Source organism: Mangrovivirga halotolerans, from assembly GCF_026241165.1.
GTDB lineage: Bacteria > Bacteroidota > Bacteroidia > Cytophagales > Cyclobacteriaceae > Mangrovivirga > Mangrovivirga halotolerans.
On record NZ_JAPFQN010000002.1, the window covers coordinates 379,942 to 402,318 of the forward strand.

Genomic DNA, 22,377 nt, shown 5'->3' on the forward strand with positions numbered 1-22,377 from the left:
TTAATTTTAATTTACTATTTCAAATCTTTTTGATGAATCAGAATATTCAAGAGAATATATTTTCCATTTTGTATCCTTTTCAGGTTCATCCAGCTCTCTGGCTATCACCAGTCTTTCTCCATCAGTTCGCAGGTTGATCATACCATATTTGGTAATCATAGAGTCAATTTCTTTTCTGGCTTTAATTTTTATAGCCTCGAGAGTCTTAAGCTTATCCTTATTCTCTTCATTTTCAATTTCATCATCTACCTGCTTGATCTTTTCCAATCGATCAAATATATACTTTTTCTTTTCTTTGTTGAATTCCGCCTTGGCATGAGCCAGGTCTGTGGTAACAACCGGAATATTTAAATCTTTAATCTTTTCACCGAGGGATTCGGTAATATCATCAACAGAATTAAAATTACTTTCATCGCCACCTGTTGAAAAAATTATCACCCGGCTATCTGCAGCCTCAATTAAACTTTTATCAAATAATTTTTTATTTAATGGTCCAGCACTAACAACATCAGCCTTAAGACATGAAGATTTATCACTATCCGAATAATAATCTATAAACTCCTGTGAGTCCTCTTTATCTGATTCTCCACCTAAAAGGATCTGAGCATTTCCGTAGGTAATCTTTAGTCTGATAGCCTGGTTAAGCCTCATGGAATTATCTGCCAGGGGGGAAAGAATTTGGATATTGAACTTCTCATCGTTTATGGTATTTTCACTATCATATCCATTTAAGAATTCAGTCTTATTATTTATCGGATAAAATTTTAAATTTTTATTATGCTCCAATGCATTCCTGAAAATCTTAATTAATGACGTTCCTTCAGTCTTTATACGGTCAGATAATTTATGTTGATCTGCAACAAATTCAAAGCCATCTTCATTGCCTTTCTTTGCTAGAAAACCATTAAAGTACAGGTTATCAAAAGGAAGCTCCTCATTGTTAAAGATATGTTTAAAGCCACCGAAATAATCTCTGTCATTCCTTGTGACTACAGCTGAGAATGCATTTTGCAGTTTTTCCTTTCTATAAAGATCAAATCGCCAAAATAAATAATGATTCATGTTGGCCGAATTCCCTGCATCGACCAGTATATTTTTATTATCTGGTGTAATAATATGACAACCATCACCTTCACCTCCATCTATAAAATTCATTTCCAGAACTCTGTTTTTCTGAATATCCTCCACTTTTACCCATCCAGCATTGTTCCGACATCTCACCCTTACTCGATCATTTGTTATTTCAGTATCAATTATATTGATCATATCTCCGAAAAGCAGATGATTTCTCCATTCATCGCTGTCTGAGTATCTGTAAAGTTTTACAGAGGGGAAGGTTGCAAAAGCATACTTATAATTATACTGACCAAGATTAAATAGATGTTCAGGTAAGTGTTCTTCTGTCATTTGCTTTTCTTTATTAAAATGAACCAAGTCATCAATTTGATTTAATTTAATATTTAATTCACAGCTTATCAAACGGAAATATAAATGAAAGTTTAATTCATAAAAGTTATAAGTATTAATTAATAAAGAAGATATTATTTATGAGAAAAGCATCATAAATAAACATTGTGACTTATAATTCGTTTAATAAAGTAAATTAACGTTAAAATATTATGGATATTAAAAATAAAGCTAAAGACGAACTTGAGAAAAGAATTCACGAGATAGAAAACTATATCGCTAAAAGAGGCGTAGGATCTGGCTATCTCAATAAAGCACAACGTATACAAAGAAATCTTAATTTAGCCTTAGCTGTAGGTGCTGTGGTTACTATTGCAGGAATTGCTACCTGGGCACTTCTTTCCAACCATGAGGAGGAATAACCCTTCTCAATTTACTTCCTTTAATATTTCCAGATCTTGACTAGTATGCTTCAGATCTGAAAGGAGTTTATTTTCTAAAAAATACCTGTTTAATAACATTTTCCTGTTTTTCAGTTTTATATCCAGACTCCAGGTCAATTTGGCAAGGCATTCTGAACATAATCTGTTTGGCCTGCCATCTAACTCACCTAAATTATTAGCACCATTCATTAAACAAACAGCTTTTACACAATGCTGAATTTTAAGCATGTGATTTATTTCATGTGTGGATGTTTTAATTAGTCTGGACAGAGTCTGACTAAAATTAGATTCTTTTAGGTTATTATCAGAAAATCGATGAAAAGAGCTCACTCCAACACTCTTTTTATAATTCGCTAGTCCAAAGACATAATTCCATGATTCTTTCGGATAAATATCTTCATTTGTTACTGCCAGCTTTAAAAGTGAAACAGGAGGATTATCTTGTTCAAGCATTTCATATAAAATATATGGTGCGAGAATTTGATCTTTACCATAATGATTTCGCTTTCCCTTTTCAGGAATAGCTTTCGTAGAAAAACTTGAATTGATTACTATTTTCCGCTGGTAAAATCTGGACAAATAATCTTTAGTTGCAATTATTAATTGGTTTTCCAATGAGTCGAAATCACCAATGGGATAGATATAAATTACTTTTAATGAATCTGTAATTTTATGATTTAAACTACGGAAATCTGCAAAGCTCTGCTCTTCCTCTTGAAATTGACCTCTCCATTCCCAGGCTTTAGGGTCATTTAGTTTTATATCATTTTTACTTAAAAATTTAATTGAATCATATTTAGTCAAAGTACTGGGCTTACTTTTGATTTGCTGATTCACTGATCGCTCCTTAACACAAGACACTATTAACAGAGCTATAATTAACAGTGGAAAGATCCTGATTGACTTTTTAATTTTCGAATTCTCTATTTTCAACCTATTATTTAACTTTATTCAATTGAATATTCATTTTCAACATATCACTTAAACTGGATAATTTAAGTGAGTCTTGGGTAATTAAATCACATTTGAGTAACACACCCTCACTCCTGAATACCTCTTCGAATGAATTAAAATGTATAACTGGCATTGAAATGACCTGCATTGAATCTTCTGATAACTTAAGGCCTTTTTGTTCACCAAAATGAAGCATAAGTTCAGAATCGGTAACATCATAAGCTGGCTGAATAAAAACCGGCAGGTGATACACCGAATCCAAAATACTTATTGAAGATTGTAGTTTTAAACTATCTAGATTCAAATTATCAAAATCAATTCTGATTGGTTTATAAGAAAAAGTATCAACAATGACTATTTCCTTCACCAGTGATGAATCCAAAATTTCTCCAGTGAGTTGATATTCTAATTTTTCAGTGAGATTTTTGTAAAAAACAGTATCTGTCTTAGGGTCAATCACTTGAAATTTACCTTCCCACTTGCCTTCCAATAACTTTAATGATCTTTCTGATTTTTCATAAAATTCTATGAAAGAATTACTTTTCTCCTGTTTTATACACCCTACAATGAATACAAAAACAAAAATTATATTATAATAAAATTTCATAGTTAAAAAAATAATAATAAAGCTCTCCCAATTTAAGGAACGGTAATGAATAAAACCTCATTTTATCATTTATAACGCTTCCTTGTAACCAGATTTTTTGTTTTTTAAATGGTATTATCGTTATTATGATCTTCAACAAAATTAAAAATAGAGAATGCTGAAAAAGACACTAATAGTCATCGGTATAATAGTTTTAGTTCTTTCAATTTACCTGTTTTTGTACCCCGTACCATTTGAACCAGTCAGCTGGCATCAATTAGAAAATCCTGGTCTTGTAGAAGAACTTGCTCCAAACAGCAACCTGAATAACGCTACTTCAATTCTGGAGGGTTATCCTCAACCTGAAGCAATGGCTATTGGCCCGGACAATCATCTTTACACCGGGTTGAAAGATGGCCGGATAATTCGCTTTGAACATGGAGGACTAAATATTGATGAATTCGTAAACACGGGTGGACGACCTTTAGGAATGAAATTTAATAGCAAAGGTGATTTGATAATTGCTGATGAATACAAAGGTCTGATATCAGTAAATAAATCCGGTAAAGTGAAAATTCTCGCTGATAGTGTTGACGGCACTAAAATAAAATTAGCAGACGATCTTGACATCACTTCTGATGGAGTTATCTGGTTTAGCGATGCGACGCAAAGACACCAAGCTGATGAGGTGATCCTGGAATTTTGGGAATTACAACCTACCGGAAGGTTATTAAAATTTGATCCTGATACCCGATCTACAACCATTGAGCTAGATAGTCTTCGATTTGCCAACGGTGTGGCCCTGGGACCGGATGATAAATATGTACTGGTAAGCGAAACAGTAGGTATGAGAATAAAAAAGCTTTGGCTTAAAGGTTCGGAAAAAGGAAAAATTGAATATTTTAAAGAAAGCCTTCCCGGGTATCCTGACAACATCACTTATAACAATGGTATTTTCTGGGTCGCATTTCCGTCAATTCGAACAGGCACACTTGAACCCCTATACACTAAACCAATGCTACGTAAAATAGCCTATCGTGTCTCTTCGGTCTTTCCACCGGAAATGCCACCTCCGTACGGAATGATTGTGGGTTATGATACACTGGGAAATGTGGTGTACAATCTACAGGATGAAACTGGCCTTTACCATGATATTACCAGTGCATTACAAACTGGGGACACATTGTATTTTGGGAGTTATAAAATGGATAAAGCAGGTTTTTATACTTTAAAATAAATTATTACTAAGCAGGAGGATATAATTGTTGCTCAATAATAACAATTGTCTTAGCTTCACGTATTTATTAATGCACGGGGTGCCATCTTTGGCTGAGATCATACCCGAAACCTGATTTGGATAATGCCAACGTAGGGATCGCAAAAATTATTATTTCCATTTTGTATCCATTCTGTTGGTTTCATACCATAGGGTGGATTTTTAGTTTTTAAACATCATGAAAATGGAAATAGATAAAAAAAAATCAACTGTTCTGATTCCGGAACAACAACCTAACTGGCAAGGACGACCGGAGTGGTTTTTCAATCGTGAACATACTGATACTTACGAATTGTGGTACGAAGGACGCTATAAAAGAGCAGAAATCTGGCAAAAAAAGGTTATGGAACAACTCGTAAGTAAAGATACGCGAGTTAAAACATTACTTGAATTTGGTTGTGGAACCACAAGGTTTACACGATGGTGGAAAGAAATAGGCATCGAAGCTACAGGTGGAGATATCTCTCCTCTGATGTTATCGCAGGCTATTCACCTGTTTGAAGGAGACCTTGTTATGGCCGATTCTCATCATATGCCTTTTAAAGACAACACCTTTGATGCTCTTGCTTTTATAACCACATTCGAGTATTATAAAGATCCGGTTAAAGTGATAAGGGAAGCAGCAAGAGTGGCTAAACATGGTATCGCTATGGGAATGATGAATAGAAACTCCCCGAAAGTTGCACGACGTCGAGTCCAGCAATTATTTGGTAAAAACCCATTTTACGTTACAGCTACTTTCTACACTCCAAAAATGCTCACTAAAATAATTGATGAAGCGCTTCAGGGAAGAGACTATACAATCGAGTGGTCTTGTACAGGATTACCAAAATGGTTTCCGGTACAACAATGGAGTGTTCCTGTGGGTGATTTCTTCGGACTTTATGTTCAACTTAACGATCTTGAATAATGAGTGAAATACTTGGAAAAGCAGATCAGCAAATGATCAATAAGATCAAAAAGTATACGGGTCATAACAGACCAGATGTAATCGCTGGTCCTGGTTTTGGTGTTGATGTTTCATTGGTGGATATACCAGGTAACATGGTTATGGCAATGACCAGCGACCCATTATCATTAATTCCTTCATTAGGATTAGAAGAGTCGGCCTGGTTATCAGTCCATTTAATGGCTAACGACATGGCAACTACGGGATTCGCACCCCAGTTTGGTCAATTTGTTCTTAATTTACCAGCCGGGTTTACTAAGCAAGATTTTGAAACTTACTGGAATTACATCCATAAATTTTGCGATGATATTGGGGCTGCTATTACCGGTGGTCACACGGGTTTTATAGAAGGCCAGAATTCGACCATTTCAGGTGGAGGTACTTTCACAACCATTGCTGATAAACCGAAGGTTAAATTATCATCCAATGCGAGAAAAGGACATAAAATTCTGGTAACAAAAGCCTGCGCAATGAGTTCAGCGGCTATCCTGGCAAAAAGCTTCCCTGAAAAATTAACTGATAGACTCGGGAAAGAAGCTCAGATACAAACCGAAGAATTATTTTTCCAGACTTCCTCTCTTCAGGATGCACTTACTGCAGTAGCAACACCTGGTATTAAAAATTCAGATATATCGGCAATGCATGATGTTACTGAAGGAGGCGTACTCGGTGCTATCTATGAATTAGCCATCGCCTCTGGTAATGGAGTGAGAGTGGATAATGAGAAAATTCCGAAAAACCAGAATATTGAGCAGGTATGTTCGGTCTTTGATTTAGATTCAAGATATATTATCGGAGCTGGATCAATGATCATTTGTTGTGCTCCTGAGGCATCAGAAAAGATAAGCTCCCATCTTCAGGAAAATGGAATCAGATGTTCGGAAGTTGGTGAATTGACTGAAGAAAATGAGGGAATTAAGGTCACGACTAATGGTAAATCCGAAGATATTATCTATTTTGAAGAAGACCCTTATTGGGCTGCATTTTTCAATGCTTTAAAATCAGGATGGAAATAATGAAAAAAAGTAGAATTAATAGCGGTATTTACCTTGTAATTGATCCTTCAGAGCCATTGCAAGAGACTATTGATAAATTAAATAAGCTTCTTGAAGAGGGATTAGCAGCTGTTCAGATCTGGGATAATTTTAAAAAAACACCCGATCTTAAAAATTATATCAAAGAAATCAAAAAAGTGTGTAAGGATCACGATACTCCTTTATTGATAAACAATCAAAAAAAGCTATTTGCTGAACTTGCTCTGGATGGCATTCACTTTGATGAAATACCTCGTGATTTCGATCGGATCAAATCCAATGTCCCAAATAACAGGATTTTTGGATTGACAGTTAATAATGACCTTGAAACAATCAAAGAGGCAATTGATTATGGATTTGATTATCTATCCTTCTGCACGATTTTTCCCAGCCAAACAAACAATAGCTGTGAACTCGTAGATCCAAAGATTGTAAAAAAAGCGGCCGAAATAACGGATGTTCCAATATTTTTATCAGGTGGTATAACAACAAAGAATATAAATGATCTTGATGATCTTCCATATTATGGAATTGCGATAGTATCAGGAATAATGGGTTCAGAGGATCCGGTAGACGCCTTGAAAAATTATAAAAAGAAGCTAAAGAAATGAAAAGAGATACAATAAATAAACTTTGCTGTCCTTTTGATAAAAACGACCTTGACTTAACCGTGGTTACTAAGGATACAACTGAAAATATACTTGAAGGATTTTTCACCTGTAAAGAATGCAGAAGGATCTATCCTATCGTTCGTGGTATTCCAATAATGAACCCTGATGAATACAGGGAGTTTAGTCTGGAAAAACCATTGTTAGATAAATGGAATAAACAATTAGAAGGAAAGAAAATAGAAAATTTCCGATTGATCGAGGAGTAAAAAAGATTTATTGGTTAACTGAAAATGAGTTATCCTCAATTAGAAACTTTATTAAAACCACTCATCAGAAACAATTTCCATAAAGGCTTTTAATAAACTATCATTATCCGTAGGAAATATTTTCTACGGATTTTTTATATCATTAATATGAATTTCAATCAATTAATTTTTGCACTTTTAATTCTTATCACCTCAGCTCATAATTTAGTATCACAGTCTTTTGAGGAATATGAATATGTTGACCCGAATACTAAAGGGTTCTCACAGGCAAAATTGGATACGCTAACTCAGTTTCTTGAAGAAGCCGGTTCTTCATCCTTAATGATCCTTGTTGACGGGAAAATAGTCTATGAATTTGGTGATATAAAAAGACCCCACACTATTCATAGCATTCGGAAGGCCATGTTAAATTCACTTTATGGAATAGCTATCAATGATGGTATAATTGATACCACTCAGACCTTAAAGGAATTAGAAATTGAAGACATCACCCCGGAATTAACAGAATCAGAGTTGCAGGCTACCATAGCTGACCTTCTCAAATCGAGGTCCGGAGTATATCATCACGCAGCTGCTGTATCTGAAGGTATGCTGGCTAAAATGCCAGAAAGAGGATCTCACAAACCAGGTGAAATTTATTACTACAACAATTGGGATTTTAATGTATTGGGTTACATCCTCGAAAAAAAGACCGGAAAGAAAATTTTTGATCTTTTCCATGAACAAATAGCAAAACCTATCGGAATGGAACACTTTGACGGAACTTATGATTCTATTGATGGTGAATCTGACAATTTTAAGTTTCCTGATACTGATGGTTTTTATCAATATGAATTAAGTAAATCAAAATACCCAGCATATCATTTCAGGCTTTCAGCCAGAGATATGGCTCGATATGGTCAATTGTATTTAAATAACGGAAAATGGGATGGACAGCAAATTATTCCTGAAAGCTGGATTAATGCCAGTACCCAACCAATTTCAGTTTACGACGAAAAATATGGAATTGCTTATGGGATGCTTTGGGCAGTATTGATGAAAACAGAAAGTAGAAAAACCAGATCATTTTTCCATACCGGAACCGGCATACATATGCTGGCTGTATATCCAGGCGCTAATATGGTTTTAGTTCACAGGGTAGATACCGAGAAAGAATATTCATTTCATCAGGGTCACTTTTATCAAATGATTGGTTTGGTATGGGGAGCCAGAGAATAAATTAATTTTAGAATTATGAAATCATTAATTATTGGCAATTACTTCTCCAAAGGAAGAATTGTCATATTTATAATCTTGATACTATTCGGAATCCTTGCATTATTAAAAGGAAACCTTATTCTTTTATTGATTTTACTCTTATTAAGTGCTTTAGTTTTAACGACCAAATATGGTTTTTCACTGGATTTAGAAAATAATATTTATCATGACTACATATTGCTCTTTGGATTTAAAATTGGTAAAAAGCAAGTATATGAAGAAATAGACTGTATTTTTTATAAAATCAATTCCAGTTTAGAAAAGAGATCGGACTTTTCAACAGCGAATTCTTCAATAACCAGGAAAATCGATTTTGATGCCTACATCCGATTTTCTGATAACAGAAAAGTACATCTTGGAAGTTTTAAAAATGAAGGATCACTAATTAAAAAAATCAAACCTTACGCCGAATCTCTCAATACAAGATTTATTAACCTGAATAATATTTAGAATCTCTTAAAAATATTGGCTTTAAATTAAATAAAGGTGCTTTTCAACTGTTCAGTTATGATTTACATCATAGGTTAAACAGACCAATCTTACCCTCATTTATAATCTAACTACCGACCTTTAAGAAAAAAAACATGAAGGTCTGTGATACGGCTGCCGAAGCAGTTGAATTAATAAAATCAGGTGATAACGTCTTTCTCCACTCTGCGGCCTCTACCCCTCAAAGACTGGTAGATGCAATGACAGACAGGCACAGGGAGCTAAAAGATGTAACAATATACAGCATACACACTGAAGGAAATGCTCCTTATGCTGAAGAACAATACACATCCAGCTTTAATGTCAAAGCTATGTTTGTCGGAGCTAATATCCGTAAACATGTTCAGGCAGGAAGAGCCAGCTATATTCCAATGTTTTTAAGTGAAATTCCACTGGCAATACGAAATGGCATCATCCCTGTTGATGTGGCTTTAATACAAGTTTCTCCACCTAACAAACATGGTTATTGCAGCCTGGGGATTTCAGTTGATGTAACACATGCAGCTGTCCAATGTGCCAAAAAGGTAATTGCGCAAGTAAATCCGAATGTCCCTCGAACTTCTGGTGATGGTACAATTCATATAAGTCAGATCGATGCTATGATTCAGGTCAACGATCCGCTATTTGAACATGCTCCTAAACAATTAAGTGAAATAGAATTAAGAATCGGAAGACACATTGCAAATCTGATTGAAGATGGCTCAACGCTTCAAACTGGTATTGGTGCCATACCGGATGCTGCTCTTTTGGCATTAAATAACCATAAAGATCTGGGAATGCATACCGAAATGTTTTCTGACGGGGTGATGAACCTGATGGAAAAAGGCGTAATAAATGGCAGTCAGAAAGCTATTTACAATGGTAAAGTAACTTCCGGCTTTTGCATGGGATCTAAAAAGCTTTACGACTATATTGACGACAACCCGACATTTGAGTTCCTGGATTCATCATTTATTAATGATACAAAGATGATTCGGCAAAATCCGAAAGTGATTGCGATCAACTCTGCTCTAGAGGTAGACCTGTATGGGCAGGTCTGTGCTGATAGCATCGGTAGCAGACAATATTCAGGTGTTGGCGGACAAATGGATTTCATTCGTGGTGCATCTTTATCTCCAGGCGGAAAACCAATTATAGCCCTCCCTTCTCAAACTAAAAACGGGAAAAGCAAAATCGTATGCTGCCTGACTCCGGGAGCCAGTGTGGTTACTACCAGGGCTCACGTGCATTGGATAGTTACCGAATATGGAGCCGTTAATGTCTATGGAAAAACACTGAAAGAAAGAACTGACCTGTTGATAAGCATTGCGCACCCAGATCATCAGGAAGCACTTGAAAGAGAAGTATATGAGTTACTATAAAGTTGGCTACTTAATTCAATACCAGAAAAGGCTCATTAATGATAATGTAAAAGATACTCTAATAAAGCCTGTATGACCAACTAGTTCTTATCGATTAGGGTAATGTGAAAAACGTGTCTAGATCTGTTTAAAAACTATTTATACTGACATATTTAAGTAATCTAGGTTTATTAAAAAGTGAAGCTAAAAATGAGGGGAGCTAAAGCTCCCTTTCCCTTTCTTATAAATTATAAAGCCTTATATCTGTCTTTTTCCAAATAAATTATTCAGATTTTAATTATCATCTTCCTCTTAACGGGAAATATTAAATAAAATATGAGTATATTAATATCTACTCTGTTAAAAAAAATGGCAAGAAAAATAATTAATAACCCAAGAAAATGTGCTATCACACATTTAATGAATATCATCGGAGGAAGATGGAAAATAATAATTATCCATGTAATCGGGAATAAGCCAATAAAATTTGATGGATTGCTAGTATGTATTCCAGCAATATCAAAGAATATTCTCACTAGTCAATTATTAGAATTAGAAGAAGATGGCTTAATAGAAAAAAGGGTTTATCATGATATTCCCCCTCATGTTGATTATTCCCTGACTACTAAAGGGAAATCCCTCATCCCGATCATTAATTCATTTAGTGAGTGGTGTGAAGAAAACATTGAAGGAATTGAATTCAGACCTTGTAGAATCGATCATTTAGGAAGTAACGAGGAAGGAAATTACAACAGGCTTTTTACGGAAGAATAAAATAAAACACTCTCAAACATATACCTGATACCGTTTAAATATTTTCATCGATTATATATCTCTATTGATAGAATATATTTAATAAACAGATAATGATATGCTATTTTTAATAAGACCAGCACAACCGACATAAAGAGACTAATTAAAAGCATTCTACTATGAAAAAATACCTGGTTTTAATAATGTCATGGGTATTAATCATTGCAATTGCTTGTGATGATGATGATAATAATGATCAGGGAAACCCTAATCCCCCTGAAGAAAATATCATTGATGAAAATGGTGGTTCTGTAACCTCAAACGATGGTGTTATGGAAATAAATATACCTGCAAATGCTCTATCTGAATCTACAGCTATTACAGTAGAACAAACTGAAGAACCAGTGCCCGGTACTTTAGATTTAAATCAGAATGCTTACAACTGGGGCCCTGATGGAACTCAGTTTAACATACCAGCTGTATTAACATATAATTATCGCAATGACAATGTGCCGATTTCTGGTGCTGATGAACTTCTAACGATGGCTTATTATGAAAACTCAGCATTAATTGAAATTCCATCAATAGTTAATGCATCAACAAAAACTATTCAGGCTGATGTAGAACATTTTACAGTTTTTACTATTGTTGCAAGACAAGAATGGTTAGTTAATTTTAATGGCACCAATTATCTAATGGACGATGAATTGTCCTTAGTTTATAAAGAAGGCCTTTCAGATCCGTTTGATGAAGAGAATAATACTAATCCCACACATTATTTGTATAATTTGGAAATCGGAGATCAATTAGAAAATATCATTTTGGATATATATTTATATGCCCCTGAAGAAAGTGATTTTTTAAATAGCACTTTTGAATTTAGAAATGAAGCAAGCGTCACACCAGAAGATGTTGCAAATTCAACCTTTTTCTTTGATGCCAGGTTGGTATTAAATCAAAATCAAGTGGACATAAAACCTGTCAGTGGAACCATAGAATTAAAGGGTAATATTGAAGAAAACCGATACTACTTAATATTTAATCTGATTTATCCCGACGACGAATCGCTCACAGGAAGTTATTACGGAAATTTTACTGAAGTTCAGTAGCTATATAAAGGTGAAAAGCACAACGCTTGTTGTGCTTTTTCATTATTTATAAATCTACCAGCAGTGACTACCACTATTAAATTAATTTCCATAATTTACCATTGACTGCATTATTAGCATTAGCTTTACAAAAAATATTCTACATGATTGAGATCGGTAAATATAATAAGCTAAGAATCAACCGTAAAACAGACCATGGACTCTATTTAATCAGTGAGTCTTTAGAAGAAGTCTTATTGCCAAATAAGTATATACCTGAGGATTATTCAATAGATGACTACATTGATGTATTCGTATACCTCGATCATGAAGAGAGAAAAGTAGCTACCACACTTGAACCAAAAATAAAATTAGATGAATTTGGTTTTTTACAAGTCTCAGATGTAACTCCTGTCGGTGCCTTTATGGATTGGGGTCTTGAAAAGGAATTAATGGTGCCTTTTAAGGAACAAAGACAAAAAATGCAACCTGGAAGGTGGTACGTTGTTTATATGGATTTTGATGTAAAGACTAACAGGTTATTTGCATCTAATAAAATAGACAAGTATTTACAAAATGCTTTATTGACCATTAATGAAGGCGAAGAAGTTGACCTGTTAATTTATCATATTTCTGATATGGGGTATTCCGCAATAATCAATGGTCAGCACAGAGGTTTAATTTATAAAGACGAGGTATTTAGAGATCTTAATGTTGGAGATAAAACTAAAGGATACATAAAAAAGATCAGAGAAGATAAAAAGGTCGATCTTACTTTACAGCCGATCGGTTATGAAAATTTCAATGATAAAAATGCTGAGACCATTTACAATACCCTTGTTAATAATGGTGGCTTTTTACCACTATCTGATAAAAGTAAACCGGAGGCGATTTATGATCAGTTTGGAATTAGTAAGAAAGCATTCAAAAAAGCATTAGGAGATTTATATAAAAATCGTAAAATAACAATTGATTCAGATGGGATTACCTTGAACAGGTAACTACTTATAAAAATAATCATAAAATAAATTTGAAAAATCATTTGTTGGTGCAATATTCGTGGCCGAAAGAAATAAGTGCACTTTATTACTGATTTCTTGCAACTATCGATCACAACCTTAACACCAAAATGAAAAGATTATTTATTTTTCTTGGTATTTTTTTATGCCTCGAAGTTTTAGATGCTAGCCCAAAACTTGATAGTATCGCATATATTTTGGAAAACAAACCCCTCTCACTTGAAAAAAGAGCCGAAATATTAGTCAAATATGGTGAGTTATTAAATGATAGTGACCCCTCACAAGCAATAGACATAAATAAAAAAGCAATAGATATCAGTAGAAAAGCAGAAAATGATATCTTTCTCACAAATGCATTAAGAGCACTTGGTATCTCTTATATAAACATTGGGTTGTATGAACAAGGACTTAGCCAGACTATAAATTCGTTAAACTTAGCACAAAAGATTAATTATTACGACGGAGTAATCAAAGCCTATAACAATATTGGTGTAGTTTATATGTATCTAAACCAATATGATGATGCTGAAAAAAATTATAAAAATCTTAAGCAATTTCTAAAAGAAGATGATTCGGATAATTGGCGGAATTATTATATGAATCTGGGAATCGTTTATTGGAAAAAAGAAAATTTCAAACAAGCTCTTGCCGCATATAATGAAGCCCTTGGTATATCTATAGATAAAGGTGACAAACGTGAATGTGCTATAATTTATCATAATCTTGGAACTTTATACCTTGATAAAAATGAGTTTAAAAAATCATTAGAATATTATAACAGGGCATTAACAATAAATAAAAAATTAAAAAATGAAGCTCAGATACCATCTATTTTGATCAGTATAGGTAAAGCTCATTTTAATTCAGGGAATTTTTGTCTTGCAGAAGAGAACATTTTAAGTGCAATCGAAATAGCCTCTGAAAAGAAAATGTTACACATTGAAGAATTAGGGTATAAATCACTCTATAAACTATATAAAAAAACAGGAAATTCAGATAAAGCGCTTTTAGCTTTCGAGAAGCATATTGTACTGAAGGACAGTCTTTTAACAAGAGATAATTCCTTTAAAATCTCCCAACTTAAAAGTAATTATGCATCTATACAAGAATCTCATGAAAATGAGGTACTAAAAAAGGAATCTGAACTCCAGGAATCAGTAATAAAATACCAGACAATCATAATTTTTGCTACTCTATCATGCCTGGTAATTCTAATAATTGCATCTTTTGTTCTACTGAGATTTAACAGGTTAAGAAAGCAAGCAAATTTAGAATTACTCAAATCTAATCATCAGATTCTTCAACAAAAAGAACAGCTTGATGAACAGTCTAATAAGCTAATAAAAGCGTATCAGGAAATTTCATTAATGAATATCAACCTGGAAAAAGAGGTTTTAATGAGAACTGAAAAAGTTAAATCTCAGAATAAAACAATCCTGAAATATTCATTCATGAATGCGCACAAAATCAGAGGACCTCTAGCCCGGGTAATTGGTTTGATTAACCTTATGAATGATAAAAATGATAATAAAGATTATGATATCATTATTCCTATGCTTGTCAAAGAGGTCAAGGAGTTGGAATTTGTTGTTAAAAGCATCAGGGATTTATTGGAAAAAGAAGAATTAAAAGAGGTAAGCTAATCAAAAGTTAAAAGCATAATAACTAATTTTTTTAGGCTCAACTCGATTAACGGAATGATTTTTGATGTTTTTTTTTAAAAAAACTTAAAAAATGAAAAAACTTATTCTGTTATTTTTTCCAGTATTAGCTTTAGTTGCATGTGAAGAAAACTCTATTACAAAGGGAGAGGAAATCGAGCAATTAGAAAAATTATATCAGAAAATTGAACAAATAGCTTACAGCGAAAATTGTTCAGACCCCTCAGAATGGTTAATAACACCAATAGGATCAAAAGCATGTGGTGGTCCTACTCACTATTTACCATACTCTATTCAATCTGACACTACCCTGTTTCTTGAATTGGTAGAAAAGTATAAATTAAGGCAATTAGAATTTAACAAAAAGTATCGAATATATTCTGATTGCGCTGTTCCGTCAAATCCATCAGATGTTGTATGTATTGATGGAAAACCAGAATTCGTATATGAATAATGGTGAATTATAAGTTTATTTTATAATTTCACTATTATTAAGTCCTATATATAAATTTTAACCTGTCCTATTTTTTAGTTTATTGCAAATGACCAAATCATCTCTCATAATCAGAGGTTCTGTAGCATTTTTCTTATTTTTTATACACTTAATCTCTTTAAGTCAAATAAATACCGGAAATGGCCTCTATTCTGAAAAAATTCATCTCACTTCTAATGGTAAAAAAATTGAAAGAAATAAATTTTATTATGGTGAAGTGATTAAAGTACATTTTGAAAATTTAACCGGGCTGACAGAAGTGAATGAATATGTGTTCCCGGGAATGAGTATTACAGTAGTAAATAGTGAGATGGATACTATCTTTAACAATCCGGATTTATATAAAGAAATGACTGAGGGAGTTAACTATAAACCCTTACAATTAACAGCTACGTTAACTTGTGCTAACCCAATGCACACAAATAATGACTATACCTTATTAATTCATATTTGGGATAAAAAAGGAAAAGGAACCAATGATCTTAAGATGAATTTTCAGGTTGACAGAAATCCAAAATTTGTCATCGAAAATAAATCAGCTAGTATTGAAGAGATTTATATTTATTCTCCGCTTAAAAATAGCGTGGTTAACGATAACGAAATTGTTTTGGGTGAAAAAATATATTATGTGTTTGAAGGCATAAGCGGTTTCAAATTAAAAAATGGGCAGATTAGTGCAGGAATGAGTATGAATGTCAAAGACGATGATGGAAAAATCATTCTGTCTAATGATGACCTAATCGGTGACAAGTTATTTAGTGAAAAAGAATTTCAAAGCCAGATAACAGCTTCATTTGTTATGTCAGGTATGGTAGTTAAAAATCCTATTGAGGTTGAATTAATCATTTGGGACAAATACAGTAAAAATAAAATCAAATTAACTTCTCAGTTAATTATCCTTCTTTAAAAAAATTTTAGAATGTTTTAATCCTATCGCCTTAACCTTATATAAAAAGGCTTTATTCATACATCTAGAGTGTTTACAATAGCTTTAGGCAGACTTTTCAAATTCTAAAAATATCTACCCCTTCCAATATTATCATGGTGAAAAAAGCACTTGCTATTCAAAATAAATATTATTATATTAAATATTAATATTTTAATATAACTAAATAGTACCACACCGATGAAAACACTTACCACAATTATTGCAGTATTTATTTTTGCCTACTTCCTTATGCCTACTGACGTCATTGCTCAGGAAGATATGGAACCTAAAAAATTCGAAAACGCAACCTGGAAAGAAGTTGTGTTCATCGACTTCAAGCCTGGAAAAATGGACAGAGCCCTCGAAATAGTTAACAAATATTTCAAAAAAGCTTCAGAAATGTCTGGAACTAGTTTCCCTGAAACAATGATAGAACTAAGAACCGGGCCATGGGATATGATGGTTGTCTGGTCAATGAAAGACGGATTAGATGAAATGAATTGGGAAGTAAGTCCTGATAATATCAAATGGAGAAAAGCTATGGAAAAAATAGCAGAAGAAGAAGGAGCCTCTGCCAAAGACATCTGGGAAGAATATCAAAGCCTCGTTGCACGGTCAAGTATGCAATTAGGTATGTCCAGAGGTGAATGAAATGTATATTTAGAAATTCCTACCCGGTGAAGGTTCTCAACACCTTCACCTTTTTTTTATCTCTGCATTTATAAGAACAGGAAAATGATCGCTGATATAAAGATTATTATCTCTACGGTCATCTATAGTCAAGTTGAGTTTTACATCAATACCTCTTACCAGAATATGATCAATCCTCCTATTTAAAGGAGACTCAAGATTAAATCCATTATATGTACCAAATGGTCCATAAACCTGATCAGCATTATTAAAAGAGTGAGCTAGAATTGAGTTTAATATTTTCATTGGTTCATCCACCATCTGGCTGTTAAAATCACCCATTATGATAACTGGCAAGTTTTTACTATTCACTTTGTTTAATACTTCTAAAAGTAATTTTGAAGAATTGATTCTGGACAGTTTATTCTCATGATCGTAATGGACATTGAAAACCCAAAATTCGTCTCCCGTCTCCTTATTTTTAAATAAAGCATAAGTGCAGATTCTTCTGTAATTAGCTCCCCAACCATAAGACGGCATTGTCATTTTTTCAGAAAGCCAAAAGGTATTTATATTTCTTGCCGTGAATTGGGTCGAATCATAAAATATGGCTGAAAACTCTCCTTCCTTTTTCCCATCATCTCTCCCTTTTCCAAAATAAGTGTAATCTACCAGAGCCGAATCAATATATTCCAGCTGATGAAGTAATCCCTCCTGCGTACCAATTATAGATGGTTGATAAAATTTCATGAGCTCTATTAAGGATTCCTTTCTGTCATTCCAGCTATTTAATTCACTGGTGGGATCGTCATACTTAATATTATAGGTCATGGCTGTAAAACTCTGACCCCAGATGGAATTAGAAATGATAAATACCGATAATATTAATAGAGTTAACCGACTCATTTTTAATATGATAAATATATACTTAAAGATAACCAATAATTATGAGAGGCTTTATTATTAATGAATGAGTCAATCCGATAATCAAGTCCGGTTTCGGTTTTCAGGTCCTCGGTAAATTTATAACCTATAACGGGTACTATTCTTATTTCCAGATCATATTCTCCACCCTGCAAAATATTAAGATATTCGTTGTTAATCTTCAAATAAAACTCTCTTTCATCTACTTTAACTCCACTCAATGGTTTTTCAATGGTAAATCTGTACCGGAAACGAAATTCTGAATCTTCAACCTTACTAAAAGTCTGATCAGCAGATATTCGATGAGATCTTCGTGAAGAGTAACCAGATTCTAAAAATGTGTACTGCTGAATTGAACGATGAATTAATTCACCCATTTCAAATCGAATTAGATAGCCCATTGCTATGACCTGCTGTAAGTCCGTTTTATAGCTGATTAACGTAGCCACATCATTTCTCTCATATACAGGCAGGTCTTCAAATTCACTGTTTGCCTCTCCTTGAGAATAAACCTGCCTCCCCTCCCACTTTACATTTAATGTCCAGTTACCAGATATATTATGATTGATATTTAAGGACGGAAGTATTCCGAATAGGTGATCATTTTGAGAAAACAGGTAAAAATGTGAACTTAATAAAATTAGAAGTATAAAAAATTTTTTAGTATTCAAGATTATCTGTATTTCTGATTACTATTTTTTTTACTTGTAATATCTCTCCTTCCTCATCTGCTAGTATTTCATATTTACTCCACTCTTTTTCAACTTGGGACTTAATAATGATCTCATATTTCAAAATGCAATCATGATCTGTTATTCCCTCTTTTAAAAGTTTTAATAGCCAGGTTGCTTCACCAGTGAATTGGGTTTGTATTTTTATTATTCCATATTTTGCAAACTTTTCGGTGATATGCTCATCCAATATTTTCCATACTTCTTCCGGAATTTCTTTCTTTCTGACTATAATTTCAATATCCTGGATTTCTCCTGATTCAGAAAATTCAACACTATAAAATTTACCCTTATTTTTAAATTTAGCTTCTATAGAAATATCATCCTCACTCTCTTCCCGATACCAATTAATTCGTGAGTCAACTTCACTCTCTTTGATGAAATTTGATGCTTTTTCCGGAACCTCGCTTTCGTCGATTTTATATTCTCTTTCGAGCTTTTCCTGAGAATAAGAATTGTAGGTTAAATGTAGAAAAAGTATGAAAATCAATAATTTGAGAAATTTACCATTTCGATAGAGACTTCTACTTTTTAGGTTTTTGGTTATCATTTTCATCCACTTTGTCATCATCCTGATTTTTCTTCTCTTTATTTTGGTTTTCTCTGTGACCTTCAATTTCAGGATTTTTTGATGATTTATCTTCTGTTACATCACTATTTTTAGTGACATCTTCTATATCCTCCTCTATTGCCTGACCTCTATCCCCCAAAACAGGCTCCTCCCCTTCCGATTGATTTCCCATCTTCATCTTTTTAACAGTTGATTTTCCAGAATTAATTTTGGGAATCGTAGACTTATTTCCATCTCTGTTGGCCTGATAATGTGGAGACATTATTTCTATATCATTTTCATTAAAGACATCCTGGATATGGGCATGTAAAGCTGAATAAATTGCTGCTTGTTTATTTGGTTCCTTAGTATAGGCATTTAATTGGTAGGCAACATAAAAATCAGACAGTTCCGTTTGAAAAACATATGGTTCAGGTTCGTCAAGAAGTAATTCTGTTCTACCTGCCGCTTCTTTTAAAGCCTGATGCACTTTTTTCCATGGTACATCATAACCGATAGTCACAGTAGTATAAATAATCAATCCGCTTTCAGAACCTAGTAAATTATAGTTTAATATATTTCCGGAAAGAATTGTTGAATTCGGGATCGTAATAACTTCATTTTTTATTGAATTTATTCTCGTAACCAAAAGATTTTTCTCTATAATATCACCAGTTATTGAACCAATTCTAACCCGGTCTCCCCTTTTAAATGGCCTCATATAAGTTATAACTATGCCAGCAACCATATTCGATATGGCATTTGTAGAACCAAGTGAAAACAGAACACCAACAAAGACTGATACCCCTTGAAATATTTTAGAATCCGATCCCGGCAAATAAGGAAAAATGAGTATTACTGTGAAAGCAAGCAATAAGAATTTCACTATCCCATAAGTTGGTTTTGCCCAATCGGGATAAAAACCAGGTATTGTGAGTTTCTCTCTACGGATTTCCTGAAAAATATATTTTATAAATTTCAGGAAATAATGCATTACCAGCAATATGGCAATGATTGTAATAAGATTCGGCAGAAAACTCCAGATTGAAGTTGCCATTGATGAAAAGGGAGTCCAGACCAGTTTAAATAGTTTATCTGCCCAGCCTCGTGTGAAGGTAAACACACTAAAAATTAGTGGTATGGAGATATATAATGACAAAATAATTAAAACCCATTTGGCCACCCCAATTAAAAATTTTATTAATGTGATTTCCTGGCTTTTTGACAAGAATGTATAATTCTTATATTGAAGATCTTTTAGCCATTTATCTTTATGCTTTTCAACGAGTGCAAACGATCGATTACTTCCAGCACTGATAAGTCTAATTAACAGCCATAATCCAATAAGAATAATTAATACCTTTCCCGCCTTTAATAGATTTATTAAAAAACTTTTATCGCGATAAGACTTTTCCAGATCTTGTTTCAATTCAAGAAGATAAAACTTTGATAATTCATTCAATGAAAGTTGATTATATTCTGCTTCTTCTTTGGTCGCTGTCAACAAATGCTGATCCTGATAGTAAATTTCTACTGTATTATCTTCAGTTATGGTTTTTAAAGAGTCAGGTGTAAATTCATCCTGGTTAAATAGTTCTTTGAGTTTTTCTGACAAGTTTTTAGCTCTCTGATCGGCCTTAAGAGTTCCTACAGGATAGTAAAAATAAAAAAGAGTATCACCTGACAATCCTATAACTGGTTCGCTATTTTCTACCTCTACACTTTTAATTGGATCTGGAATAACCTGGTTATTATCTTCGGATACTTTCGCTTGGTTCGAATCAAGCTCAAGAGTTAAGATTCTTTCCATAAGGATAGTCTCCAAAACCGAATCTTCAAGTTTTCTTTGTTTTATTTCACTAAGCTCTTTTTTATATATTTTAAGTAAAACAATTCTGGTTGAGTCTGAATAATACTGGTTATCTAATTCCTGGGTAAAATGCTTTTCAGGAATTAAAAACATTATCAAAAGAATTATAAACCGGTTTTTCATCTGACCTATAAAAAAAGGATCTATCTTTTCAATTATGATAAGATAGATCCTCAACTTGAAACTTGTTCGTTAATTATTTGACCAATTTGCCCAATTAGAACAATGGCCTGCATTATCTGTACTCTGAATTTCAGTTTGAATACCTGAATACCCAGCATTCATCACTGCTCTTGGACTAAAATGTAATTTTCCAGCCCCAGCATCTAAAAATGCCTTTCCAAAGTGTGCCTGACTTAACCCATGTCCCGCTTCATGTAAGGCGACAGTTTCCACGTCGATGTTACCTCCGTCAAACCAGGAAAAATTATCATTGTAATATATTTCCCGGAAAGCAACATCTAATTTACCATTATTATCTTCATCAGTTGGACCACCTGGGCCGCTATAAACAAATGTAAAAGTCACTCCTAATATGAAATTACCACCTCCTGGTGCGAGAAAGTTAAAAAAGTCAGAGCCTAACCACCCGCAATGAGTTATATCAGCCATTACTACTTGACTCCCTCCAAACCCCAATAAAAAAGCAACAAAACCTGAACTTACTGCAGGGTCAGAAGGTACTTTAAATATGTTAAGATCACTGCATAACAAATCGTCCCATGTATTCATTGCTCTGTCTACAGCTGCTGACGAAGTACTAACATCAAGGTCGGCAGAAGGTCTGTTCTCGTCAATATAGTATGAAATGTCATTAGTACCATCCAGACTCAATCCTGGTACGAAGTCAGCACCTAATTGCTTATTCCCGGTATTCATAAAAAAGACCGTATTACCCATTTCTCCGGATTCATCCAATGTCAGAAATTCAGCTTTATAAAGCACATATGACTCCCCTTCAATATTTGATGTTATTCTTGCATTGATCCCCATAGCTGATAGATCTCTGAATTCAGGCTCAACTTGAACTGGAACTAATGAAGTTTGTTCATTACTCTCACAGGCTAATATCAATATCATTGATATTAGCGCAAATAATTTTGGCATTTTCATCATGT

24 protein-coding genes and 1 riboswitch are annotated in these 22,377 nt (G+C 33.7%); of the genes, 16 read left to right on the plus strand and 8 right to left on the minus strand.

The genetic code is table 11. The annotated features are described in order from the left end of the window. Positions 1-6: 6 nt before the first annotated feature. A complete protein-coding gene (locus OO013_RS02735) occupies positions 7-1,407 on the minus strand; it encodes a ComEC/Rec2 family competence protein (protein WP_266055079.1) in 1,401 nt (466 codons plus the stop codon). Positions 1,408-1,619: 212 nt separating this feature from the next. Between OO013_RS02735 and OO013_RS02740 the strand changes: the two genes are divergently transcribed. After that, the gene (locus OO013_RS02740) at positions 1,620-1,829 is read left to right on the plus strand and encodes a hypothetical protein (RefSeq protein WP_266055080.1); all 210 of its coding nucleotides are present in this window, start codon (positions 1,620-1,622) and stop codon (positions 1,827-1,829) included. 6 nt (positions 1,830-1,835) lie between these two features. Here OO013_RS02740 and OO013_RS20240 read toward each other — a convergent pair whose 3' ends face one another. Together OO013_RS20240 and OO013_RS02750 are read right to left on the minus strand one after the other, a co-directional pair. Next, positions 1,836-2,687, minus strand: coding sequence for an archaemetzincin (locus OO013_RS20240; protein ID WP_266055081.1), 852 nt, complete (start codon positions 2,685-2,687; stop codon positions 1,836-1,838). 100 nt (positions 2,688-2,787) lie between these two features. Then, a complete protein-coding gene (locus OO013_RS02750; protein WP_266055082.1) occupies positions 2,788-3,411 on the minus strand; it encodes a hypothetical protein in 624 nt (207 codons plus the stop codon). Between the two features lie 154 nt (positions 3,412-3,565). On the opposite strand from OO013_RS02750, the gene OO013_RS02755 reads away from it, so the two are divergent. The 15 genes from OO013_RS02755 to OO013_RS02825 all read left to right on the plus strand — a co-directional run bounded on the left by OO013_RS02755 (position 3,566) and on the right by OO013_RS02825 (position 17,205). Continuing rightward, complete coding sequence (locus tag OO013_RS02755; RefSeq protein ID WP_266055083.1) at positions 3,566-4,627, plus strand: SMP-30/gluconolactonase/LRE family protein; 1,062 nt, start codon at positions 3,566-3,568, stop codon at positions 4,625-4,627. 65 nt (positions 4,628-4,692) lie between these two features. Next, positions 4,693-4,783, plus strand: a riboswitch (TPP riboswitch). A gap of 67 nt (positions 4,784-4,850) precedes the next feature. Continuing rightward, entirely contained in the window at positions 4,851-5,576 is a 726-nt protein-coding gene (locus OO013_RS02760) for a class I SAM-dependent methyltransferase (protein WP_266055084.1), read from the plus strand. Beyond that, complete coding sequence (locus OO013_RS02765; protein ID WP_266055085.1) at positions 5,576-6,631, plus strand: AIR synthase-related protein; 1,056 nt, start codon at positions 5,576-5,578, stop codon at positions 6,629-6,631. The genes OO013_RS02760 and OO013_RS02765 overlap by 1 nt, the downstream gene beginning before the upstream one ends. Continuing rightward, the gene (locus tag OO013_RS02770) at positions 6,631-7,260 is read left to right on the plus strand and encodes a thiamine phosphate synthase (RefSeq protein ID WP_266055086.1); all 630 of its coding nucleotides are present in this window, start codon (positions 6,631-6,633) and stop codon (positions 7,258-7,260) included. The genes OO013_RS02765 and OO013_RS02770 overlap by 1 nt, the downstream gene beginning before the upstream one ends. Continuing rightward, positions 7,257-7,526 (plus strand): Trm112 family protein, encoded by a 270-nt coding sequence (locus OO013_RS02775; protein WP_266055087.1) that lies wholly within the window; start codon positions 7,257-7,259, stop codon positions 7,524-7,526. The genes OO013_RS02770 and OO013_RS02775 overlap by 4 nt, the downstream gene beginning before the upstream one ends. A gap of 147 nt (positions 7,527-7,673) precedes the next feature. Further along, a complete protein-coding gene (locus OO013_RS02780; RefSeq protein ID WP_266055088.1) occupies positions 7,674-8,744 on the plus strand; it encodes a serine hydrolase domain-containing protein in 1,071 nt (356 codons plus the stop codon). Between the two features lie 15 nt (positions 8,745-8,759). Continuing rightward, the gene (locus tag OO013_RS02785; RefSeq protein ID WP_266055089.1) at positions 8,760-9,233 is read left to right on the plus strand and encodes a hypothetical protein; all 474 of its coding nucleotides are present in this window, start codon (positions 8,760-8,762) and stop codon (positions 9,231-9,233) included. A gap of 134 nt (positions 9,234-9,367) precedes the next feature. After that, on the plus strand, positions 9,368-10,633 hold the full coding sequence (locus OO013_RS02790; RefSeq protein WP_266055090.1) for an acetyl-CoA hydrolase/transferase family protein: 1,266 nt from the start codon (positions 9,368-9,370) through the stop codon (positions 10,631-10,633). A 315-nt stretch (positions 10,634-10,948) separates the two neighbouring features. After that, positions 10,949-11,386: a winged helix-turn-helix transcriptional regulator gene (locus OO013_RS02795; RefSeq protein ID WP_266055091.1), complete on the plus strand. Its 438-nt coding sequence runs from the start codon at positions 10,949-10,951 to the stop codon at positions 11,384-11,386. Positions 11,387-11,544: 158 nt separating this feature from the next. Continuing rightward, the gene (locus OO013_RS02800; protein WP_266055093.1) at positions 11,545-12,474 is read left to right on the plus strand and encodes a hypothetical protein; all 930 of its coding nucleotides are present in this window, start codon (positions 11,545-11,547) and stop codon (positions 12,472-12,474) included. Positions 12,475-12,575: 101 nt separating this feature from the next. Further along, entirely contained in the window at positions 12,576-13,454 is an 879-nt protein-coding gene (locus OO013_RS02805) for a CvfB family protein (RefSeq protein ID WP_369414877.1), read from the plus strand. Positions 13,455-13,582: 128 nt separating this feature from the next. Then, positions 13,583-15,115, plus strand: a complete 1,533-nt coding sequence (locus OO013_RS02810; protein ID WP_266055094.1) for a tetratricopeptide repeat protein — start codon at positions 13,583-13,585, stop codon at positions 15,113-15,115. Positions 15,116-15,206: 91 nt separating this feature from the next. Further along, the gene (locus OO013_RS02815; RefSeq protein WP_266055095.1) at positions 15,207-15,587 is read left to right on the plus strand and encodes a hypothetical protein; all 381 of its coding nucleotides are present in this window, start codon (positions 15,207-15,209) and stop codon (positions 15,585-15,587) included. 88 nt (positions 15,588-15,675) lie between these two features. Then, positions 15,676-16,533, plus strand: a complete 858-nt coding sequence (locus tag OO013_RS02820) for a hypothetical protein (RefSeq protein ID WP_266055096.1) — start codon at positions 15,676-15,678, stop codon at positions 16,531-16,533. A gap of 219 nt (positions 16,534-16,752) precedes the next feature. Continuing rightward, on the plus strand, positions 16,753-17,205 hold the full coding sequence (locus OO013_RS02825; RefSeq protein ID WP_266055097.1) for a hypothetical protein: 453 nt from the start codon (positions 16,753-16,755) through the stop codon (positions 17,203-17,205). 45 nt (positions 17,206-17,250) lie between these two features. Here the strand turns inward: OO013_RS02825 and OO013_RS02830 are convergent, their stop codons facing one another. From OO013_RS02830 to OO013_RS02850, 5 genes are all read right to left on the minus strand, one after another. Further along, positions 17,251-18,090 (minus strand): endonuclease/exonuclease/phosphatase family protein, encoded by an 840-nt coding sequence (locus tag OO013_RS02830; protein WP_266055099.1) that lies wholly within the window; start codon positions 18,088-18,090, stop codon positions 17,251-17,253. A 2-nt stretch (positions 18,091-18,092) separates the two neighbouring features. Beyond that, positions 18,093-18,779 (minus strand): DUF2490 domain-containing protein, encoded by a 687-nt coding sequence (locus OO013_RS02835; RefSeq protein WP_266055100.1) that lies wholly within the window; start codon positions 18,777-18,779, stop codon positions 18,093-18,095. Then, positions 18,769-19,389, minus strand: a complete 621-nt coding sequence (locus OO013_RS02840; protein WP_266055102.1) for a hypothetical protein — start codon at positions 19,387-19,389, stop codon at positions 18,769-18,771. The genes OO013_RS02835 and OO013_RS02840 overlap by 11 nt, the downstream gene beginning before the upstream one ends. After that, on the minus strand, positions 19,364-21,352 hold the full coding sequence (locus OO013_RS02845) for a mechanosensitive ion channel family protein (RefSeq protein ID WP_266055104.1): 1,989 nt from the start codon (positions 21,350-21,352) through the stop codon (positions 19,364-19,366). Before OO013_RS02845 ends, OO013_RS02840 begins: the two co-directional genes overlap by 26 nt. A gap of 99 nt (positions 21,353-21,451) precedes the next feature. Next, positions 21,452-22,366 (minus strand): hypothetical protein, encoded by a 915-nt coding sequence (locus OO013_RS02850; RefSeq protein WP_266055106.1) that lies wholly within the window; start codon positions 22,364-22,366, stop codon positions 21,452-21,454. Between the last annotated feature and the right edge of the window lie 11 nt (positions 22,367-22,377).